This is a genomic window from Streptomyces sp. NPDC059875, from assembly GCF_042731085.1.
Classification (GTDB): Bacteria; Actinomycetota; Actinomycetes; order Streptomycetales; family Streptomycetaceae; genus Streptomyces.
Genome location: NZ_JBHWJZ010000019.1, coordinates 62,096 through 82,321 on the forward strand (window position 1 = coordinate 62,096; position 20,226 = coordinate 82,321).

General features: G+C 65.4%; 11 protein-coding genes. 8 read left to right on the forward strand and 3 right to left on the reverse strand.

From position 1 onward, the window contains the following. Positions 1 to 548 precede the first annotated feature (548 nt). The 5 genes from ACFV9D_RS23155 to ACFV9D_RS23175 all read left to right on the forward strand — a co-directional run bounded on the left by ACFV9D_RS23155 (position 549) and on the right by ACFV9D_RS23175 (position 3,863). The gene (locus ACFV9D_RS23155) at positions 549 to 1,217 is read left to right on the forward strand and encodes a YdcF family protein (protein WP_385149291.1); all 669 of its coding nucleotides are present in this window, start codon (positions 549 to 551) and stop codon (positions 1,215 to 1,217) included. Then, positions 1,183 to 1,950, forward strand: a complete 768-nt coding sequence (locus ACFV9D_RS23160; protein WP_385149294.1) for a WbqC family protein — start codon at positions 1,183 to 1,185, stop codon at positions 1,948 to 1,950. The genes ACFV9D_RS23155 and ACFV9D_RS23160 overlap by 35 nt, the downstream gene beginning before the upstream one ends. 235 nt (positions 1,951 to 2,185) lie before the next feature. Then, positions 2,186 to 2,689 carry an NUDIX domain-containing protein gene (locus tag ACFV9D_RS23165; protein ID WP_385149297.1) on the forward strand — a complete coding sequence of 168 codons (504 nt, stop codon included), beginning with the start codon at positions 2,186 to 2,188 and terminating at the stop codon, positions 2,687 to 2,689. A gap of 83 nt (positions 2,690 to 2,772) precedes the next feature. Further along, complete coding sequence (locus tag ACFV9D_RS23170; protein WP_385149300.1) at positions 2,773 to 3,258, forward strand: GNAT family N-acetyltransferase; 486 nt, start codon at positions 2,773 to 2,775, stop codon at positions 3,256 to 3,258. Next, positions 3,252 to 3,863, forward strand: coding sequence for a nucleotidyltransferase domain-containing protein (locus tag ACFV9D_RS23175; protein WP_385149303.1), 612 nt, complete (start codon positions 3,252 to 3,254; stop codon positions 3,861 to 3,863). Before ACFV9D_RS23170 ends, ACFV9D_RS23175 begins: the two co-directional genes overlap by 7 nt. A gap of 24 nt (positions 3,864 to 3,887) precedes the next feature. On the opposite strand, the gene ACFV9D_RS23180 is transcribed toward ACFV9D_RS23175, so the two are convergent. Both ACFV9D_RS23180 and ACFV9D_RS23185 read right to left on the reverse strand, forming a co-directional pair. Next, positions 3,888 to 4,484, reverse strand: a complete 597-nt coding sequence (locus ACFV9D_RS23180; RefSeq protein ID WP_385149306.1) for a helicase-related protein — start codon at positions 4,482 to 4,484, stop codon at positions 3,888 to 3,890. Positions 4,485 to 4,576: 92 nt separating this feature from the next. Further along, positions 4,577 to 5,899, reverse strand: coding sequence for a hypothetical protein (locus tag ACFV9D_RS23185; protein WP_385149309.1), 1,323 nt, complete (start codon positions 5,897 to 5,899; stop codon positions 4,577 to 4,579). Between the two features lie 1,040 nt (positions 5,900 to 6,939). Here ACFV9D_RS23185 and ACFV9D_RS23190 point away from each other — a divergent pair. Together ACFV9D_RS23190 and ACFV9D_RS23195 are read left to right on the forward strand one after the other, a co-directional pair. Beyond that, on the forward strand, positions 6,940 to 7,137 hold the full coding sequence (locus tag ACFV9D_RS23190; RefSeq protein ID WP_385149524.1) for a helix-turn-helix domain-containing protein: 198 nt from the start codon (positions 6,940 to 6,942) through the stop codon (positions 7,135 to 7,137). Between the two features lie 134 nt (positions 7,138 to 7,271). Continuing rightward, positions 7,272 to 8,468: a tyrosine-type recombinase/integrase gene (locus tag ACFV9D_RS23195; protein ID WP_385149312.1), complete on the forward strand. Its 1,197-nt coding sequence runs from the start codon at positions 7,272 to 7,274 to the stop codon at positions 8,466 to 8,468. Between the two features lie 179 nt (positions 8,469 to 8,647). Here ACFV9D_RS23195 and ACFV9D_RS23200 read toward each other — a convergent pair whose 3' ends face one another. Beyond that, the gene (locus ACFV9D_RS23200; RefSeq protein ID WP_385149527.1) at positions 8,648 to 13,120 is read right to left on the reverse strand and encodes an FG-GAP-like repeat-containing protein; all 4,473 of its coding nucleotides are present in this window, start codon (positions 13,118 to 13,120) and stop codon (positions 8,648 to 8,650) included. A 313-nt stretch (positions 13,121 to 13,433) separates the two neighbouring features. Here ACFV9D_RS23200 and ACFV9D_RS23205 point away from each other — a divergent pair, with 313 nt between their 5' ends. Next, positions 13,434 to 20,225 (forward strand): polymorphic toxin-type HINT domain-containing protein, encoded by a 6,792-nt coding sequence (locus ACFV9D_RS23205; protein ID WP_385149315.1) that lies wholly within the window; start codon positions 13,434 to 13,436, stop codon positions 20,223 to 20,225. Position 20,226 lies beyond the last annotated feature (1 nt).

A 20,226-nucleotide genomic window follows, 5' to 3' on the forward strand; every position in this document is an offset into this window, starting at 1 on the left:
GCCGGCGGGGCGCTGGGCAAGTGGGTCCAGACGATCTTCCTGCGTGGCTTGCGGGCTTCGATGCCCCAACGGCTGGCGAGTGCGGTGACGAACCCCAGGCCCCGGCCAGCTTCGTCTGCCAGGGCGAGAGGGGCGGGTTCGGGGCCGGGGCTGGCGCCGGTTGCGGCTGTCATGTACTTCCAGGCGGATCCCGTCGGCGCCCGGGATCAATGCGGACGAGGGACCCGTCCTTGGCATCACTGCCGTGGGCGTGCGCATTCGTGGGGGAGTTCCGGTTCCCGTCTGCCCTGCACTTCGTCACCGTCGCCCGCTGAATCGCCACCACCGACGCCTCCACGCAGAAGGTCCGCCTGGACACCGCCCACGGCCACGTCTCTGCTGAGCGACCCCGCTGCCCGCGATGATGGCGTTCACGTTCTCGACAAGGCCGCGACCATGGCCGCCCGTTTCGGGCTGTCCAACCAGCTTGCCAGCATCGAGAACATCAAGGCCATGGACACGGGGCCGTCAGGCCGGCCCCGCCACCCGGTGATCAGGGAGACAACAGCGTGGGCGACAACCAGCAGACCATCACCGAGGACCAGTGGCGCCGGTCCAAGCTGATCTGGGACTACCACCTCATGGGCCACCAGCTGCGGTCCACCGACGTGGCGATCGGCCTGGGCAGCCACGACCTCGGCGTCGCCGCGGCCACCGCAGACCTCTATCACCGCGGCCTGTTCCCGACCTTGGTGTTCACCGGCGGCAACAGCCCCACCACCCGGGCCCGGTTCCCCCGCGGTGAGGCCGTCCACTTCCGCGAGCACGCTCTCGGACTCGGCGTCCCCGACGAGGCGATCCTCGTCGAGCCGAACGCCGCGAACACCGGCCAGAACATCACCTTCACCCGCGACCTGCTCGCGTCGGCCGGCATCGTCCCGACGACGGTGCTGCTGGTCTCCAAGCCCTATATGGAGAGGCGGTCCTTCGCCACCGCCAGCAAGCTGTGGCCCGAAGTCGAGATCGTGTGCGCGTCAGAACCGCTGGAGCTGGACGACTACTTCAAGAGCATCGGCGACGAGAAGCTCGTGGTGGACATGCTCGTCGGCGATCTCCAGCGGGTGATCGAGTATCCGAAGCAGGGCTTCGCCATCGTCCAGGATGTTCCGGAGGACGTGCATGCCGCATACCAGTCCCTCATCCGTGACGGCTTTACCAGCCGCCTCATCAGCTCCTGACCGGCCCGGCGGCGGGTCGTGTGCCGTCCGCCAGCCCAATCTGTTCCCGAGGCTGACGACACTGGCCAAGCTGTTCGCAGCGGACACCTGGATCGTCCTCGACGACGTCCAGTTCACCCGCCGCGACTACCAGCACCGCACCCGCCTGGCAGCCCTGGAGGACGCGGACCGATGGAGGTGGCTTTCCATTCCCACCCACCTGCCCCAGGGCCGCCGGACTCCCATCCGGGACGCTCTGATCGCCGATCCCGCCCTGGCCAGGCGACGAACCGTGGCGATGATCCGGCAGGAATACCGGACCAGCCCTCACTGGGCTGCTCTCCACACGGTTCTGGAGCCGGTCTGGGCCGCGTTCGACAGCGGCCGGACCGCTGCCGTCGCCGAGACGTCCACCCGTGTCCTGCTGGACCTCCTCGGCTGGCAAGGCCGCGTCCTTACCGCCAGCCGGCTGCCCGCCCGGCCGGGCCGATCCCAGCGGCTCGCTGACCTCACCAACGAGGCCAGGGCCGGCACGTATCTGTGCGGGATCGGCGGGATGACCTATCTCGACCCCGCTCCGTTCGCCGCCCGCGGCATCATCGTCGCACCGTTCCTGCCTCCGGCCGCCGGCATCTGGGCCTCCGCCCGGCGCGTCACCGCCCTGTGGGCCTTGGCCCACCTCGGTCCCGCTGACCTGGCCGCCCAGCTCCGGGCCTTCGCCGACGCCCGAGCCTTGCTCCAAGCCGCTGCCTGAGCACGGGGCGGGCGAACCGGGTGGCGGTGTCGCGTGTATCGCGCCGTCCGGCCCGTTCACTTCGGCGGCCCGGGGCGCCGAGTTCGAGGCCGACCTACGCCAGGCCCTCACCAAGCTGCAGCCCGACGGGAGATTCGAGGAGCACATCCGCACCGAAGCCCATATCGCCACCCGTCAATAAGCCAATAGTGCCGGCGGCTGAAATCGGCCGCCGGTCACGAAGGTGCCCTGTAGCGTGACCGGCCTTGACGATCGGAGGAGAGCCATGCCTGAGAAGACCGCAGAGTCCGGCCGTGCGTACGCCGCTCACTACGCCGACGTTCACCTGATCGTCCGCCAGGGCGACGAGATCCTGATGGGGCGCCGCGGCAATCAGCCTGTGTTCCCTGGCATGTACCAGGTACCGGCCGGGCTGATGGAGGACCACGAGCCCGCCACGCTGGCAGCCGCCCGGGAGTTCACCGAGGAGACTGGCGCCACCGCCCTCCCCTCCGACGTGCGGTTCGTGCACCTGATGCACCACGTCTCCACGCACGCCGGGTCACGGCGGATCGCCTTCTTCTTCGAGGTCGACCGCTGGCACGGTCAGATCGGGAACCCCGAGCCGGACAAGTGCGAGGGCTGGCAGTGGCACAAGCCCAGCAGCCTCCCCGTGCCTCTGCCTCCGTACCTTGCGGTCGCCTTGCAGCACATCGCCGACGGCGTCACTTGCAGCGAATACGCTTGGCCCTCCGCATGAGTGCCGGCGACATGTGGATGCGGCCGGTGCGCGGTACCGGGCCCAGTCGCGCACTGCTGACGCCTCCGTGAAAGGAAGAATGCATGCCGGTCCGGGAGTTAGCCCGTCGCGACGTGGCCGCGGATGTGCCCGAGCTGGTCAGGCTGCGATGGATCATGTTCGGGTCGTCTGGTGCAGCGCCCGCTCCGCGATGGGCGGCGGACTGCACAGCGGCATTCGCCCAGCGCCTCGACGACCCGCTGTTCGTCATCTTCGTCGTTGACACGGGGAGCGGCGGCCTGGCCGCGTGCGCCGCAGGAACCTGCACTCCTCGACTCCCCAGCCCGGGGAACAGTGCCCCCTATGCCGGGCACATCGGGTCAGTGGCCACCGACCCGGCGCACCGCCGCCGTGGATACGGCCGGGCCTGCGTCACGGCCGCGCGTGATTGGCTAGCCGGGCAGGGCTGCACAGTCATCGATCTGTACGCCTCGGCGGACGGCCGCCCCCTGTACGACACAATGGGCTTCGTTGTCCGGCCCGATGTCGCGATGATCTGGCGCGCACCGAGCGCGAGCCGCGAATGGTGACCGGCCAGGGCCCCGAGCAGAGCTGGCAGCCCGCACCGCTGAGTGAGGTCGCCGCGCTGTTCTCGAAGACGGCTGCCCCGTGGTGGATCGCGGGCGGTCATGCCATCGAGCTCGCCACGGGCCGGTCGTTCCGCGAGCACCACGACATCGACGTCCTCGTGCTGCGCCGAGACCAGCTCGCCGTTCAGGAGGTGCTCGCCGGGTGGCAGTGGTGGGCTGCTGACCCGCCCGGGAACCTGCGGCCGTGGCGGCCCGCCGAGCTGCTGCCGGTCGGCGTGCATGACGTCTGGTGCCGCCCCAACGCGTCGGTGCCATGGCGGATTCAAGTGATGCTCGACGAGGCCGAGGGCGACGACTGGGTGTCGCGGCGGGACCGCCACGTGCGGTGCGGCCTCGCGGACCTGGGGGCAGTCTCCGCGGCCGGCATCCCCTACCTGCGGCCGGAGGTCCAGCTCTACTACAAGGCGAAGCAGCCGCGGCCCAAGGACGCGGTCGACTTCGCCGCGGTGCTGCCGATCCTCGACGCCGGGCAGCGGGCATGGCTTGTGCAGTCGATCGGCAGCACGCACGGGCCGCACCCGTGGATCGAGCAGCTCGGCGAGTAGGTGCTGAGTCCGTCGCGCGCCGGCTCAGTTGACCGGCTGGGCGTGGGGACGGGCCTCGTGCCAGGCATACCAGATGTCGCTGCGGAGTCGGCCTCGCGGTGGCACGTCCATGCCCTGGTCCTTGGCCCACCGCCGTACCTCGGCCACCGGTGGTGTCGTCGCGGTTCTTGAGGTCTCTGGTCGGCGCCGCGCGGGGACAGCGGGGTGGGCGGGTGGCTGGGGCAGGTTGTTGGGGGTGGTGGCGGTGAAGCCGCGGCGTTCGAGGATGCGGCGCCGCTTGTGGTGCATGCGTTCCAGCCAGGGCACGTCCGCGTCGAGGTAGTCATGCGCCTCGACGTGGGACTTCTTTGTCTCGGTGTTGCGCATGATCCGTCCGACCTGCTGGATTATGCGTCCCTTGAAGGAGATCGGGCTGGTGAGGAACAGGGTGTCGAGCCTGGGGGCGTCGAATCCTTCACCAGCGAGCTTGTCGATGGCCAGCAGCACCAGCGGGGTGGTCGTCTCGTCGGTTAGGCGGGCTCGGACGCGGGCCCGCTCGGTCGGCGGCATGCCGCCGTGCAGGAGCAGCGGCTCCAAGCCGTGCGCGGCTAGGGATTCGTCACCCTGTCTGACTTCGGCCATCCCGCACGAGGAGTTTGCGGTCTAGCCTTACCGTCCCACCCTCACCGGACTCCAACATGTCGTCTCCACGCCGTCTTACCGCCTCGGTCGGCTCACGGTGTCCACAGAGGGGATACCCGGTGCGGCGTCGACGAGTCGGCAAGCAGAGATGTCACGCCCTGGGGAACACCGAGCTGCCTCAGAGCCCAGTCGAGCGCATCAGCTTCGGCATTGCACATTCGGGCCATCAGGCTGGTTTGTTCAGGCAGGAGGATTCGCCGGGGGATCACGATCGTCTCCCGGACCCGGTCGAGGGGCAGCCCCCGTCGGAAGCCCTGTGCGGCGGGGCGGAGCGCGTCCTCGTTCGACGGAAGCGGCAAGCGTCGGCGGGCCGCGTTCGAGACGACGATCCCTGCAACGTGGACGTACTCCGCCAGGAGCGGCGCCAACAGGTCTGCGAGCGCATCGGTCTTGGCGGCGAGCGGCATCTCGGCGAAGGGCGTCGGGAAGTGGAAGAGGCCGCTGTGGTCCTCCACCCAGATCCACGCGGTGCCCGCCCCCGCCGTCTTGGCACACTTGCCGTGCACCTTGCCCAGGAGCCGCCTGCCCTGGTCGCTCTCCACGGTGTCCCCGGTCAGGGTGGTGTTCTGGGGAGCCGTGCCGGGGTGAACGGTCAGCCGCCTCCCGGCGCTGCTGAGGACACCGACCGCGGCCCCCAAGGCCGCGCACTGTTGGGCGGCCTCCTCGGTCCGCTTCTTCCAGGTCTCGAAGTCGCCGCCATTGAGGAGTTCGGGGAGGTCACCTTCCCAGTAGATGTCGCGGCCCCTGTCCAGGGTGAAGAGGTGAGCCCGGCAGTTCTGGCGGAACCTCTCGTAGTCCTGGAGCTTCTGGTCCTCGGCGAGGGTGACGACCTCGATGAAGACGGGGCCGATGCGGACGTCGCCGGGACCGCCGCTGGCTTTCGTCGGCTCCAGCTCGACCGGGAGTCCGCGGGCCGCCCCCATGAGCGCGAGCCGGGCCTGTGTCTGGGAGTGCAGGAACCGGGACAGGGTGACGTCGCGGCGTGCATCCCGCTTGACCGAGGCAATGCCGGGTACCCCGGCTTCCTCCAGATAGGCGTACGCGGCCCACCACCGCACCGCCTCTACCCATGCTCCCGGCGCGGCTCCGTTCATGATTTGGAGTACCGGGGCGGCTCGGCCCAGACCGACGAAGGTGTCGCTGGCCCGACCCGGGGCGGGGGAGGGGACCACGGCCTTGGGCAGCCAGCGGCTGTCGAAGAACGCGGTGAGGCCGGCCACCGCGCGTGCGGTCACCTCGTGACCTGCGGGGGAGAGGTAGTCGGCACCCTCCGGGCAACCGAACCACGCCTCCCAGTCGATCGCCCGGAGGCCCTGGTCGATCGCCCGCCATATGTCTTCGTCACGAGGGTGCATGCCCGTCATCATGAAGCACTCACAGATGCGGGCACGGGCATTTTCCTGAAGCCCAGCGTCCCCTCCCGCCCGCACTGGACCTGTCCTTCGTCTGGTGCCCACCACAGCACAGCGGACACCGACCGGGGACCGCCCTCGGCAGCCCCTCGCCGGCTCGTTTACAGGCCGCCTTTGTCGCTCCCAAGCTGGTTGACTCTCCGGCGGGGGATAGCAGGCATTCGCTCACGGCAGACAAGAATCAACGGCAAAAGACTGGAACCTCGGCCGGGACCATGTCAACGTACAACGTCCCGGAGAAAAGCCAGGTCAGACAAGGGACTGCTTGACGGGTAGGGCGAGACAAACTTGAAATTTCAACCTGGGAAACTGCCGCGCTGACATTGTTCCTGCTTGGGAGGCCCGTCTGACTGATTCTGCTATTAGATCTGCCCGCTTCACGCCCCCTGTCCTATTTTCCCTCGGAGGATTGAATGCCTGGTCCGGGCGAATGTCCGGTGGTTATGGCACGGTCTCTGCCGGACTGTGCGTATGCACGGCCGGCCTCTTCTGTGAGGACTTGCTGCAGCTAAGTTACCGCCGCGACCCTGCAATTCTCGCGCATATAGCAGCGACCTTGGGGAAATGGTGAGGCGCGTTGCCCGGGCCATGAGTGTCTCCGATCGCCTCGTAACAAGGAATCTTGAGTGCCTCACAGATGACGCGTCGGCTGGTGCTCGTTGTTGCAGACGGCGCGACGTTAGCTCTGCGCCCATACCGACTGGCCACCTGACGGCGGCCTACCTGACGTTGCCGACCTCATCCGACGCGGCGCGCGCAACATAGTCGACGATCGCCGGTTAGCCAAACCGGCGATCCTTACGACCATTGAGGTGTTCGCACTCGGCTGCGCTTGGCGGTGGAGCTGTAGCGGACGCAGTGGGTCTCGCCGTGTACTCAGGCGTGGGGGAATGGATCCGTCCTGTGCTGAACAGGCGACCTTGATGCCCGTCGCTGAACCGTAACGGCACCCCTGCTGGGGGTCATCCAACATGCCCGCAGGAATGGGAGGTGAAATCTTGACGCAGGGTGGAAGTTATCGGCTTCTTACGTCGGCTGAAGTAGCTGATTGGTTGAAAGTCAGTGAGCTGACGATCAAGAATAAGTATCGAGCCTGGGGTCTGCGGCCTCAAAAGGTCGGTCGTCTCCTGAGGTTTCGTGAGCGCGACGTGGTCGCGTACCTGGAAAGGAAATATGGATAATCTGATGGATTACTCTCTGTCGGCGTTCGGTCGGGTGGCGCGATAGCTTGGCTCGGATATTCCAGAAATGTAAAGAAGAGGCGAAGAGCAACAACTATCCTTGTACTGCCACTCGCTGCGGCCACCCTTGGACCGTGCGGTATCGGGAGCCCGGCGGGCGGGGCGGGCGGCAGCGGGAGAGGTCGTTCGAGAGAAAGGGGGCCGCCGACTCCTTTGCCGCTAAGGTTGAGCGGGAAAAGGATCTTGGAACATATATCGCTCCCACGGGCCTGCTGATTCCGCTCGTGACTGTGTACCGCGAGTTCATCGACTCAGGGAGCCGGGTGAACGGTACGCGGTATCAATACGAGACGAGCCTTCGCCTCCACGTGGAGCCCTACTTCGGGGCTACCGCCATCGGTGCCGTCAAGCCGAAGCATCTCAATGCGTGGCTGAAGTGGATGGTGGAAGAGCGTGGTTATGAAGAGAGCACGGCGATCAATCGCTACGAGACGCTCGCGGGCGTCTTCAGCTTCGCCGTCGCCAACGAGTACATAACCAAGAACCCGTGCCAGCACGTCCGCACAGGTCGCCAACGGGTGAAGCGGAGGGTGAAGAAGACGATCCGTCTGCCGACCCTGGCGGAGATCGAGGCGATCGAGCGGTACCTACCCGGGCCCTACAAGCTGCTCGTGTGGCTCATGGCTGGATGCGGACTGCGCATCGGTGAAGTGTGTGCCGTGACACTGCAGCAGTTCGACTTCGAGAGCGGAACGCTGTACGTCGACCGCCAGGTCACTCAGGACGGCGAGAACGAAGAGCCCAGGACCGCAGTCCAGAAGGCCATCACCAAGGGCAGAGGACGCGCCCACTGCATCCGTAACCTCAAGTGGCGTGACCTGGATGAGGGGCGAGCGGTTCCCGTGCCACCCACCATCGCCGTGAAGGTGCAGGAGCACGTCCGGCTGTACGGCACCTTTCGCGTAGAGGAGGGGCTCAACCGCCTGGAGGGGGACTGCCTCTTCTCCAACATCGGGCGCACCAACATCCTTATGTACTCCCTCGTCGACCGGCTGTGGCGCAACGCCAAGAAGGCCGCAGGAATCACGCGGAGGATCACCCCGCACTGGCTTCGCCACTTCTTCGCCTCCGCCGGCCTCTCGAAGGGTGTGCCTGTCACGGATATGGCTGAGTGGCTGGGACATCGTGATCCGAGGGTCACGCATCAGACCTACGCGCACGTGATGCCCGACGCTCCCGAGCGCCTGCGGTCTCTGATGGATGCCGTCTTCACGATGGAGACCGAGCTCGACTTGCCCCTCGAGTTCGAGGCAGTTGTTGAGGCGACCTGACACAAAATCAGCGAACGTGTGATGCCCGCAAGTACGGCGTGGGCTTCCTGACTGTGCAGAACCCCTTGTCTCTTGGGCGGCGTGCGGTGCGATCAGCGTGCAGCTGGGCTGAGTTGACCGATGCCCCGGCAGGTGTTCTGCCAGGGCATCGGTTCGTTCAGCTCACATGGTGAGTGGTGTCAGTAGGTGTACGGCCGCAGGAAGGTTCCACGGGAGAAGTCCCATTCGGTGCCCGTGGAGGTCCAGCTGCCCTTTGCTGTGCTGAACGAGGCTGTTCCGCTCGACAGATGGGTCCACATGCGGACCGTGCCGTCGAAGTAGCCGTACTGGCTGCCGATGTCGTCACGGCCGTCGCCGTCGTAGTCGCCGGGCACGACCTTCATCTTCGTGTAGTCCCAGTTCCCGGCAGGGGACTGCCATGCGGGAGGGGGTGGCATGGTGCTGAAGCCGCCGTCCCGATTGCTGTTGGCGGGCACCATGATCATCGCGTCGTGGCCGTCGGCGTAGTCGTACCAGAAGGTGATGTCGTCCAGTCCGTCGCCGGTGAAGTCACCACTGTGCGGATAGGTGCGGCCCCACGACCCCCAGGTGGTCGCGTTGCCCTGCCAGGAGGTGGTGGATCCGTTGAATCCGCCGTTGGGCTGGGCGAGGAACGTGTGGAGCTTCAGGTCGCCGTTGGGGTATCCGTACAGGGCGGCGATGTCGTCTCGGCCGTCGCCGTTGTAGTCCCCGGTGGTGTACTTGGCCTGCTTCACGTCCCACCAGCCCGCCTGCAGTTGGTATGCGGCGAACGGCGCGTTGAAGCCTCCTCGTACATCGGCCGTGAAGGTGAACATTGTGTCGTTGCCAGCCCAGTACGAGTACCAGGCCATGAGGTCGTCTCGGCCGTCGCCGTTGAAGTCGCCCGACTGCAGGGTCATGCTCGACGAGTAGTACCCCCCCTTGCCCGAGGACCATGACTGGATGAAGGGGCTCTTGAAGCCGCCGTTGCCGTCCCCGAGTGACGTGTACAGCTTGGCCACGCCGTCGCCCCAGTCGTACAGGGCGGCCATGTCGCCCAGGCCGTCACCGTTGTAGTCACCGGTCGCGAATTTCATCCGGTCGATGTTCCAGGTGCCTACCAGCGACTCGTAGGACTTCGCCCAGGCTGCAAAGGAGCCATCGACGTTCGCCAGGAAGGACCTCAGCGACGACTTGTTGTCGGGAGCGACGTACCAGGCCGCCATGTCACTACGGCCGTCGCCGTTGTAGTCGTGACGGACTGCGCTGCCGTTGGACCACAGGGACTGGCTCTTGGCGTTGTAGACGACCAGGTTGCCCCGGTCCTGGAGCAAGGCGTAACCCTCACCGGTGAGACCCGGGGTGTTCGCTGCCGTCAGCTCTGTCCACCAGAGTTTCGTTGAGCCGTCCGCGCTGTAGACGGCCACGTTGCCATTCGCCTCCACCCGGGCTGTGGCGCCAGGGTTGTTTTGCGTCTTCGACGACCACAGGACCTTGTTGGCCTTCGAGGTGACGACGAGGTTGCCGTCGCTCTGCATGGTCAACTTGGCGGAGCGGGAGGAGACGGACTGTCCGGAGGTGAGGCGGCTGCCGGCCACGAGACGGCTTCCGCCGGTGATGCCGTCGATGTTGAACGGGGTGGCGAAGCCGGTCAGGCCGGTAGGAGTTCCGGTGCCGTGCCAGCCGACCATGGTGTTGTCGGACTTGCGCGCCCAGAGGTCGATGATGCCGTCGCCTCTGAGGGCAGGATCTGTTGAGACGCCGTCGCCATCGAGGTCGCCGGGCGAGCCGAACTCGGGGTAGTCCCCGGCGGGGAGAAGTCCTGAAGCGATCTTCACGCGGCTTTCGGCGGCGCCCCATTGCGAGTAGTCGAGCTCGTTGCCCGCCATCACACCGTAGGACCGGTAGACGTCTCCCGTGGTCTTGTGGCGCAGGAGCAGGTCGGGCACCTTGTCGGCGTTCATGTCGCCGGGTGCGGCGATGGTGAACTGGTCCCAGTCCGCCTGGCCGACAAGGGCAGGGCGCTTACTCACTACGGAGAGGTTGGTGGTGCGGTTCCCCAGGTAGGCCCACAGGTGCTTGCCCTGCTTGACCAGCAGGTCGGGGTCCGAGTCGCTGTTGGCGTAGGTGACGGCTATCTGCTCGGCGTTGTGCCAGTGGTCATTACCCGTCCATGACTCGCCCGGCTTGGCCTTGCAGGACCCGACGGGCTTGGAAACAGGACATTCGACAATGAGCTGATCGAAGTCGCCTTCCTTCACCACACCCGTACCATCGCGATTGCTGTAGCGGCGCAGTTGCTTCTTGTTGTCGCTGGTGTTGAGCTCGAGCGAGATCAGGTCGTTGTATCCGCCGCCCTCGGTCCAGTCGCCGCTGTAGGCCACCTGTCGGTCGGGGAAGACTGCGCCACCATTGGTGGCGGCTGAGAACTGGGCCTTCCCGCTTCCGGCGTAGGTGAGGAGAGTGCCGTTGCTGTCGACGCTCCAGATGTCCTTGAACTTGTCACCGTTGAGGTCGCCCGGCTCGTCACGGTCCTGTGAACGCGTGGCGTAGTACAGGTAGGTCGAGGTGTCCGACCTGTTACCGGCACCGTCCACGCTGTAGGCGTAGATGAGATGAGGTCCGTACGAGGCCACGTAGGTGTCCGCCCACCCCGCGTTCACAGGAGTCTCTGTGATGGTGGGGTTGGTGTCGGTCCACCAGTAGTAGCTCTTGACGTCCGTTACGCCGCCGTTGCCGAACGTGAACCGCGCCCAGGTCCGCGAGGGGCCTGTGGGAGTGGGCCAGCCGTTGTCGCCGCTCGGGTAGAGGCCACCTGCCGAGGTGATCGTCGGGGGATTCGCGGGACGTGTGCGGTCGACGGTGAATTTGCAGGTCTGGCTCCAGGCTGAGGGAGCGTTGTCCTTGTCGAAGGCCCGGACTTTCCAGGTGTACTGGCCACTGGGCGTGTCGGTAAGAGGAAGCACGACACTAGCCATGCGCTGGTTGATGGCGTCCTTCCTGTAGGTGACAGGCGGTGTGGAGTCCACGTTGTCGAGCTGGAACTCGGCGGTGAGGTTGCCGCTCTCCTCATCCCTGACGAAGGCGTAGAGGCTGATGGAGACGTTGCCGATGGTCCCCCCCACGGTGCACGACGTGCTGGGGTTGGTACCCAATCGCGTCGGTGTGTCCGGCGGGTTGTTGTAACGGGTCTCAAGGACGGCCGTCTTGGGGTCGAACTTCTTCCAGCCGAACTCATCGGTCTCGTCAGGAGAGTAGAGACCCAGCGTGACGCTGCTCTCTTGGTTCTTGGCCGCGGTGCGCACGGCGCTGGTGGCGTCGAACTCGAGGTTGCCGGCGGCGCACAGGGAAGAGTTCCAGCCCTTGGCGTCGTTGACCGTGTCCAGTGGACTGGTCCCGACCTTGGCGGGCTGATTCCTCCACGTGGTCGCGCGGGAGATGCCGTCGACCTCCCATAGCTCCACGGGTCGGCTCTCGCAGGACCAGGACCAGACGTTGCGGATGCGGAAGGTCGAGCTGACGACGTCAGCACCGCTCACGCCCGAGGTGTTCATCTGGAAGAAGGACCGAGAGGTGCCATTGGTTGTGGCCTCATAGCCGACGCGGACAACTTCCTTCTTGTCCCAGTACGAGTTGTCGGGCCACAGCGTGTGGACGCGAGTCCAATGGTTCCACGATCCGTAGTCGAACTCGGGATCGATATAGACGGGGTACGTGGTGTCCGGGCCCTGGAGGAGGTTCTGGTCGGGGGTGATGGTGAGCGTGTCGCCACTGAGGTTGGTCGGCATCGCGACCTCGGTGGCGCCGACGGTCGGCTCGAAGGGGTTCGTGGGCTCGCCGGCCTCTTCGGCTGCCGCCATTTGGGCCATGGTGCCCCCGGATGAAGAGGGCGAGTCCCACATGGCCGGTGCGGAGCTGGTGAAGACCGTCTGCCCGGCTGGGTCAGTGGCAACGAGCATGTCCGTCTCGGTGTCCTTGGCAAGACTGAGACCGGCGGTGTCCGTAGCGAAGTGCAGCTGGTCGAGTTCCGGGTTCGCGGCGGCCGCTGCGGACTTGACGATCAGGAGCTGGGAGAAGCTTTCCACCTCGGCCTTGAGCTGCAGATCCACCCCGGGCAGGACCTCTGCGTAGGTGGCCACATTCCCGTCAAGAGTCGGGGTCGGGAGTGGCTTGGGCCAGGTGAGGCTGAGTGTCCGCCCGTCTTGGACACCCGTGACCATGGGGCCGGTGCCTCCGCCGGAGAACTTCACACCGACAGAAGTCGCCTTCGGCTCGACGGAGCCGTCGGCAGCGAAGACCAGAGTCGGGTCCGCGGCAACCCATGCGCCATCACGCAGAACCCGTACAACCGCGCCGTACTGCTTGACCGAGAATGAGCCATCGGGCATCGCCCATGTATCGGCAGCCTCCTGACGACGGGAGACGACTTCGACAGGTTGACCAGTCGCCACCGCATCCTGCGAAGCTTTCTCCGCCTCCGTCATGGAACCGTCCGCGACCGGATCGGACCCGGTCAACAGCGGCAATCCTGTTGCGGGGGCAGCGTGGACAGGTGCCACACCCAAGGCGGGCGCCAGAAGCCCGCCGGCCAGAACACTCACCAGCAGACGTCTCCACCGTCTGCCTGGAAGCATCCCTCTCCGATGTGTCATCGACACGTTCCCCTCCCTGAATGGGCATCTGAAATGCCCGCTGACTCTATATCCCCGTCCCTGGCAAGCAGTCGTGCGTTATTTCCCGTTCCACGTTGGGCCGCGAGTCTGCGCAGGGCCGCGATTGGCGCGTGCAAACTGCTTGACCTGTACGGACGTTGGCAGACGGTTGGTTGTGCGGGCAGGTTGGTATCTAACGGACATTCCGTCGAGAGTTGTCGAATTCAATGGTCAATGGGTGGGACATCTACCGGCTTCTTGATCGCGTTGGTATCGTTCGGCGGATTTCTCTTTATGGGCGAGGGGTGGGGACGTGCGCCTGTTTGGCGAGCGTGGTTGGGCTGGGGCGGTTTCGGCTGCGCTGATCGTTGGGCTTCTGCCCGCGACGGCGGTCGCAACACCGTTGGTCAGCAGTGGGGTTGAGCTGCCCGAGTTGAGGCAGCCGCCGGCGGTGGCTGTGAAGGACATGCGGTTCGGCCGTGAGGGCGTGCGCGCCGATGCGGCGGCCCGCAAGTGGGCTGCTCCGAAGGTGGCGTGGCCGCACGCGGGCACCGAGACGGTCGACGTCGGGACCACTTCAAAACCGCGGCGCGCCAAGGGTCTTCCTGTGTCGATTGCGGCCACCTCTCGCGTGCGCGGTGCTGCTGAGCGGGCGTTGAAGGTGAAAGTGTCCGTTGCCGACCGGGGGGTTTCGGGCAGGGCGGGCGTGGAGGGCATCGTGTTCTCCGTGGCGCGAGCGGATAGCTCCACGGCCGCTGGGGCGACCCGAGTCACCGTCAGCTATGACGCGTTCCGTGGTGCGTACGGAGGCGATTGGGCAACGCGCCTGAGACTGGTGCAGCTTCCGGCGTGTGCTCTGGCCACTCCTGAGAAGCCGAGCTGTCGCTCGGGCAAGCCGCTGACGACGGAAAACAACACTGAGGCCCGCACACTCTCCGCCGATGTGTCCCTTGCGCCGGCCCCGGGCACGGCCTCAAACCGAAGTGCTGGTTCCAGTATGACGGTTCTCGCCGCGACGGCGGGCGACAGCGGTCCGACGGGAAACTTCAAGGCAAGCTCGCTTCAGCCCTCCGGGTCATGGAGCGCAGGTGGGTCCACGGGCGCTTTCAACTGGTCGTATCCGATTTCCGCCCCGGGCGTTCCGGGCGGCCTTCAGCCGTCGATCAGCCTCAACTACAACTCGCAGTCTGTGGATGGCCGCACGGCCGCCTCGAACAGCCAGCCAAGCTGGATCGGAGACGGCTGGGACTGGAACCCCGGTTACATCGAGCGCCGCTACAAGCCGTGCGAGGACGACAAGACCGGCGGTACCAACACCACGAAGGTCGGCGACCTGTGCTGGTACACCAACAACGCCGTACTGTCCCTGGACGGTAAGACGACCGACCTCGTCTTCGACACCACCAAGGGGTGGCATGCCGCGAGCGACGCGGCCGAGAAGGTTGAGAAGCTGACGGGCGCGGCCAACCAGGACGCCGGAACGGCCGGCGTCGACGGTGCGGGTGAGCACTGGAGGATCACCACCGCGGACGGCACCCAGTACTTCTTCGGCCGGAACAAGCTCCCGGGCTGGCAGGACAACGGCACCGCCGCCGACGACCCGCTCACCAACTCGGCATGGAACGTCCCTGTCTTCGGCAACCACTCCGGTGAGCCCTGCTACAACGCGTCCTTCGCCTCAGCATGGTGCCAGCAGACGTGGCGCTGGAATCTCGACTACGTCGTCGACCCGCGCGGCAACGCCATGGCGTACTACTGGAAGAAGGACGCCAACCACTACGGTCGCAACGTTTCGGCCACCGGCGTCTCCACCAGCACGCCCTACGACCGCGGCGGCTCCCTGGAGCGCATCGAGTACGGCCTGGACGGCACAGCCCCCTACCGGGCGAAGGCCATGGCGAAGGTCAACTTCGGCATCGACGAACGGTGTCTGTCCTCCTGCGGCACATTCGACGCGACCAATGCCAAGAACTGGCCCGATGTCCCCTTCGACCTGTACTGCAAGGACGCAGCAACCGTATGCACGGGTAACTACTCGCCGTCCTTCTGGTCGCGTACACGCCTGAAGAGCATCAGCACCCAGATATTGACCGGCGGAATCTACAAGGACGTCGACAGCTGGGCACTGCAGCAGAGCTTCCCCCCAGGCTCGGGCGACGGCATCTCGACACCGATGTGGCTGGACACGGTCACCAGGACCGGCAAGACGGGCGCCACGCCGATCTCGCTTCCTCCGGTGACGTTCAAGGGTGTCCAGAAGCCCAACCGTGTCGACGTCCTCGGCGACGGCCTGGCGCCGTTCATCCGCCAGCGCATGTCGAGCATCGTCACGGAGACCGGCGGCGCGATCGGGATCAACTACCTCGACCCCGAGTGCACCCCCACAACCCTGCCGCCGGCCGACGGAACGAACACGACCCGCTGCTACCCGGTGAAGTGGACCTTCGAAGGCGACACGGCCAGGACCGACTGGTTCAACTCATACGCCGTCCACAAGGTCATCGAAGATGACAACGTCCTCGCCACCCCCAACACCCTCACCGAGTACACCTACGTCGGCGGCGCCAAGTGGGCCAAGAGCACCGACGAGTTCACCAAGGCCGAAGACCTCACCTACTCCGTCGCCCGCGGCTACCACCAAGTCCAGACCCGCAAGGGCGACGCCTCCACACCGAAGACCTTCACCGAAAGCCGCTACTTCCGCGGCATCGACGGAGACCAGGTCAAGGACTCCGCCGGCATCGCCGTTACCGACCGCGAACAGTTCGCCGGCATGCTCCGTGAATCCGCCACCTACAACGGCGTCGGCGGCCCCCTCGTGACAGCCACCTCCTACACTCCGTGGCGATCAGGCGTTACAGCCACCCGCACCCGGCCGGCCGCGATCGGCGACCTGAAGGCGTACCACATAGGTACGGAGGTCGAGGAGTCCCGCACCAAGATCAGTACGGGTGAGCGCAAGACGCGGCTTGTCCAGGAGTTCGACGCCTACGGCATGGTCTCCTCTTCCTCGTTCCTCGGAGACCTTCAGAAGGCCGGCGACGAGACCTGCGCCATCACCAGCTACGCCCGCAACACCAGTGCCAACATTCTCAGCACCGTCTCTCGCGTTGAGAAGTTGGCAGCTGACTGCAACTCGACCAGCATCTCCCGGCCGGGCGATGTGATTGACGATGTCCGCACCTCGTACGACGGCGCGGCATTCGGCACGGTCCCCTCCAAGGGACTCGTCACCAGCACAGAGAGGATCAACGGTCAAGGGACAGGCTACGACCGCGTCTCCTCCATCCCCAGCGTGTGCGGCCCGGACGGACACCAGCTCTGCTTCGACCGCTACGGCCGTCCGCTGGCAAAGGAAGATGCCGCCGGCGAAATCTCCTACTCCTTCCCTTCTCCTGCGGAGGGCCAGGTTCCGACGAGCGTAGTCGTCAAGAACCCGCTGCAGCACGCGGTCACAACTGAACTGGATCCGTTGCGCGGTCAGCCCACGCAGGTCACGGACGCCAACGGCAACGTGACCAGCACCACGTACGACGCCCTCGGCCGTGTCGACAAGGTCTGGACTCCCACGCGGGCCAAGGCGACGTATCCGAACGGTCCGAACGTTGACTTCGACTACCTGATCCGTTCCAACGACGCCTCCGTCGTCACGAAGAAGGTGCTCGATCACAACTCCGAGTACCAGACCACGTACGAGTTCTTCGACGGTCTCCTGCGGCCTCGCCAGTCGCAGAGCAAATCGCCAGACAACGCTGGTTCGCTCGTGGCCGAGACGTTCTACAACTCGCGCGGCGAGGCATGGCTCAGCTCCGGGGTCTATTTCACTGCCCAGCAGCCCTCCACCACGCTTGTCACCGGGCAGGAGACGAAGTACCCGGCGTCCACTGAGTCGGTCTTCGACGGCGCCGGCCGCACCACCGCAATCATCTCTAAGCGGTTCACCGACGAAACCAAGCGCACCACCACCACATACACCGGCGACACCACAACCGTCGTCCCACCCGCCGGCGGCACAGCCGCTACTACCGTCATTGACGCTCTCGGACGCACCACAGAACTGAAGGAATACGCAGGCGCGGGACTCACCGCGCCGCAGTCCACGCACTACCGCTTCAACAAGCACGGCCGGCTCGACCAGATCACCGACGCCTCGCAAGCGGTGTGGTCGTACGCCTATGACGTCCGCGGCCGTCAGACCCAGGCGGACGATCCTGACAAGGGCACGACCAAGACGGCCTACGACAAGGCCGACCGCACCGTCGACATCACCACCGAGCGCCCCAACGCAACCTCCACCACCCTGCACACCGACTACGACGAACTCGGTCGCCGTACCGCCCTGAAGAAGGGCACCAGCACCCTCGCCACCTGGATGTATGACACCGTCGCCAAGGGCCTGCCCACCAAGGCAACGCGATACGACAACGGCAACGCATACACCAGCGAAGTCACCTACTACGACGAACTCGGCCGTGCCGTCGGCAACCAGGTCACCATCCCTGACGTTGAGGGGCGGCTCGCCGGCACGTACGAGTGGTTCGACTTCTACAACGAGAACACCAGCAAGCTCATGTACACCGAGCTGCCGGCCATGGGCGACCTGCCCGCCGAAACCATCACCTACAGCTACAACACCGGCGGACACCTGAGCGGGCATTACGCCGGAAGCGACCCGCTGATCTCCGACGCCACCTACGACCACTACGGCCGTAACATCCGTCGGGAGCACGGCAAGTTCGCCCAGCTGCTGGTCGTCACCAACGAGTACGACGACCACACCAGCAACCTCACCCACACCTACACCGACCGCGAAGCCGCACCCCAACGCGTCGAAGACACCCGCTACACCTACGACCCCGCCGGTAACATCACCCAGCTCGCCACCGCCTACGGCCAGGACGCCACCCGCACCACCGACACCCAGTGCTTCACCCTCGACGCCCTGCGCCGCATCACCGAAGCCTGGACCAACACCGGCGAAACCTGCGCCACAGCCCCCTCCGACACCGTCGTCGGAGGCCAGGACGCCTACTGGACCAGCTACACCTACAACGCCGTCGGAAACCGCAGGACGGAAACCCAACACAAGACCCCGTCCGGCCCCACAAGCGACACCATCCGCACCTACGCCGCCCCAACCCAGGGCAAACACGACCTGCCCTCCGTCACCCAGACGGGCAGCAACACTCGCACCGAGACCTACACCTACGACGACAACGGAAACACCAAGACCCGCAAGATCGGCAACAGCGACCTGGAAACCTTCGCCTGGGACGACGAGGGTCACCTGAAGTCCGTCACCAAGGTTGCCGACACCACCAGTTACCTGTACGACACCGCCGGACAGCGCCTCATCCGCCGCGACACCAGCGGCACCACCCTCTACCTCCCTGGCGGCAACGAACTCCACCTCGACAAGGCCGGCACCACCGTCACCGGCACCCGCTACTACGGCTCCACCGCCATGCGCACCGGCGGCAAACTAACGTTCAACCTCACCGACCACCACGGCACAAGCACCACCCAAATCAGCGCCGACGCTGCGCAGTCCATCACTCGCCGGAAGACCACCATCTTCGGCGCCCCCCGAGGAAGCGAGCCGACCGGCTGGCAAGGGGACAAGGGATTCATCGGCGGCACAAAGGACCCAGACACCGCCCTCACCCACATCGGCGCTCGTGAATACGACCCCAACCTCGGACGCTTCATCAGCGTCGACCCCCTGCTCACCCTGTCCGCTCCCCAGTCGCTCAACGGCTACGGCTACGCCAACAACAACCCCGTCACCACATCCGACCCGACCGGGTTGTGCGCCGAAATCGACTGCCCCACCCGCCCTTGCCCGAACTGTGAGAACACCACACCAGGGAAAGTTCCGGGGCCGCCGAAGCTAACTCCGACCGGAAGTGCCGCCGCCAACGGCGGTGACCTGGACAGCGGAAACAACGACACGAGCAACAACGACTCGAGTAATAACGACTCGAGCAACGGCGACGACGACAGAGGCTGGTGGGAGGAATACGGCAGCGGACTGGTGGACGAAGGCGTCAATTTCGTCACCGGCCTCAAGGACACCGCAGTCACGGAGTTCTCCAACATCGGCAACTGCGTTACCTGGGACGGAACCTGCAAGGAGGCGTTGAGCGACCTCAACAACCGAATTAACCCCGCCGAAATGGCTATGGGTGCTGGCGAAGGAATTCTCGCCAGAGGAAGTGAGATCGTCAGCGACTTCTCAAATGGGAAGAGCGCCGAGGGCTCCGCGAAGATCACATTCTCTTTGCTTCTCGCGGCCGTCACGAAGAAGGCGATCGGCTGCAGGAACAGCTTTGTCCCCGGCACGCTCGTGGTAGCTGCTGATGGCCGGACGATCCCCATCGAGGACCTCAAGGTTGGCGACAAGGTCTTGGCCACCGACCCTGAGACCGGCGAGACTGTCGAGAAGGCAGTCACCGATACCATCATCGGCACCGGCGAGAAGAACCTCGTCAGCATCACCATCGACACCGATGGAGCCACAGGCAACGACATAGCGTCCGTGACCGCAACCGACGGCCACCCCTTCTGGGTACCCACCCTGCATGCATGGATCGACGCGACCAAACTCGCCCCTGGCCAATGGCTACGCACCAGCGCCGGCACGCACGTTCAGATCACCGCAGTCAAGCGCTGGACTCAGCAGGCAACGGTCCACAACCTCACCGTCGCCAACATCCACACGTACTATGTGCTGGCGGGCCAGACGCCAGTCCTCGTCCACAATTGCAATCCGGTCAAGGATTTCAACGTTCCGAACACGCCAGGGGTTTACACCATCCACCTGAAGGGTGGAGAGAAGTATGTGGGAATGTCGACAACGAATATTCAGGATCGCGTAACGGCTGCAACCAAGCCGTCCCATGCCGTGGGCACCGCAGGTTATTCATGTGCAGACATCTGCAACGTGACTTGGATGCGTCTCCCCGCGGGTGTCAAGTCCGTAACTGCTAGGAGGGTGGAGCAGACGGTGATGGAGGGCCTGAAGAGTCGAGGCGTTTCTCTCGTTAACCGACGGGATCCTGAATTCGATGTCACCGGTCTGGGTGGCCCACAAAACTGGAGGTAAT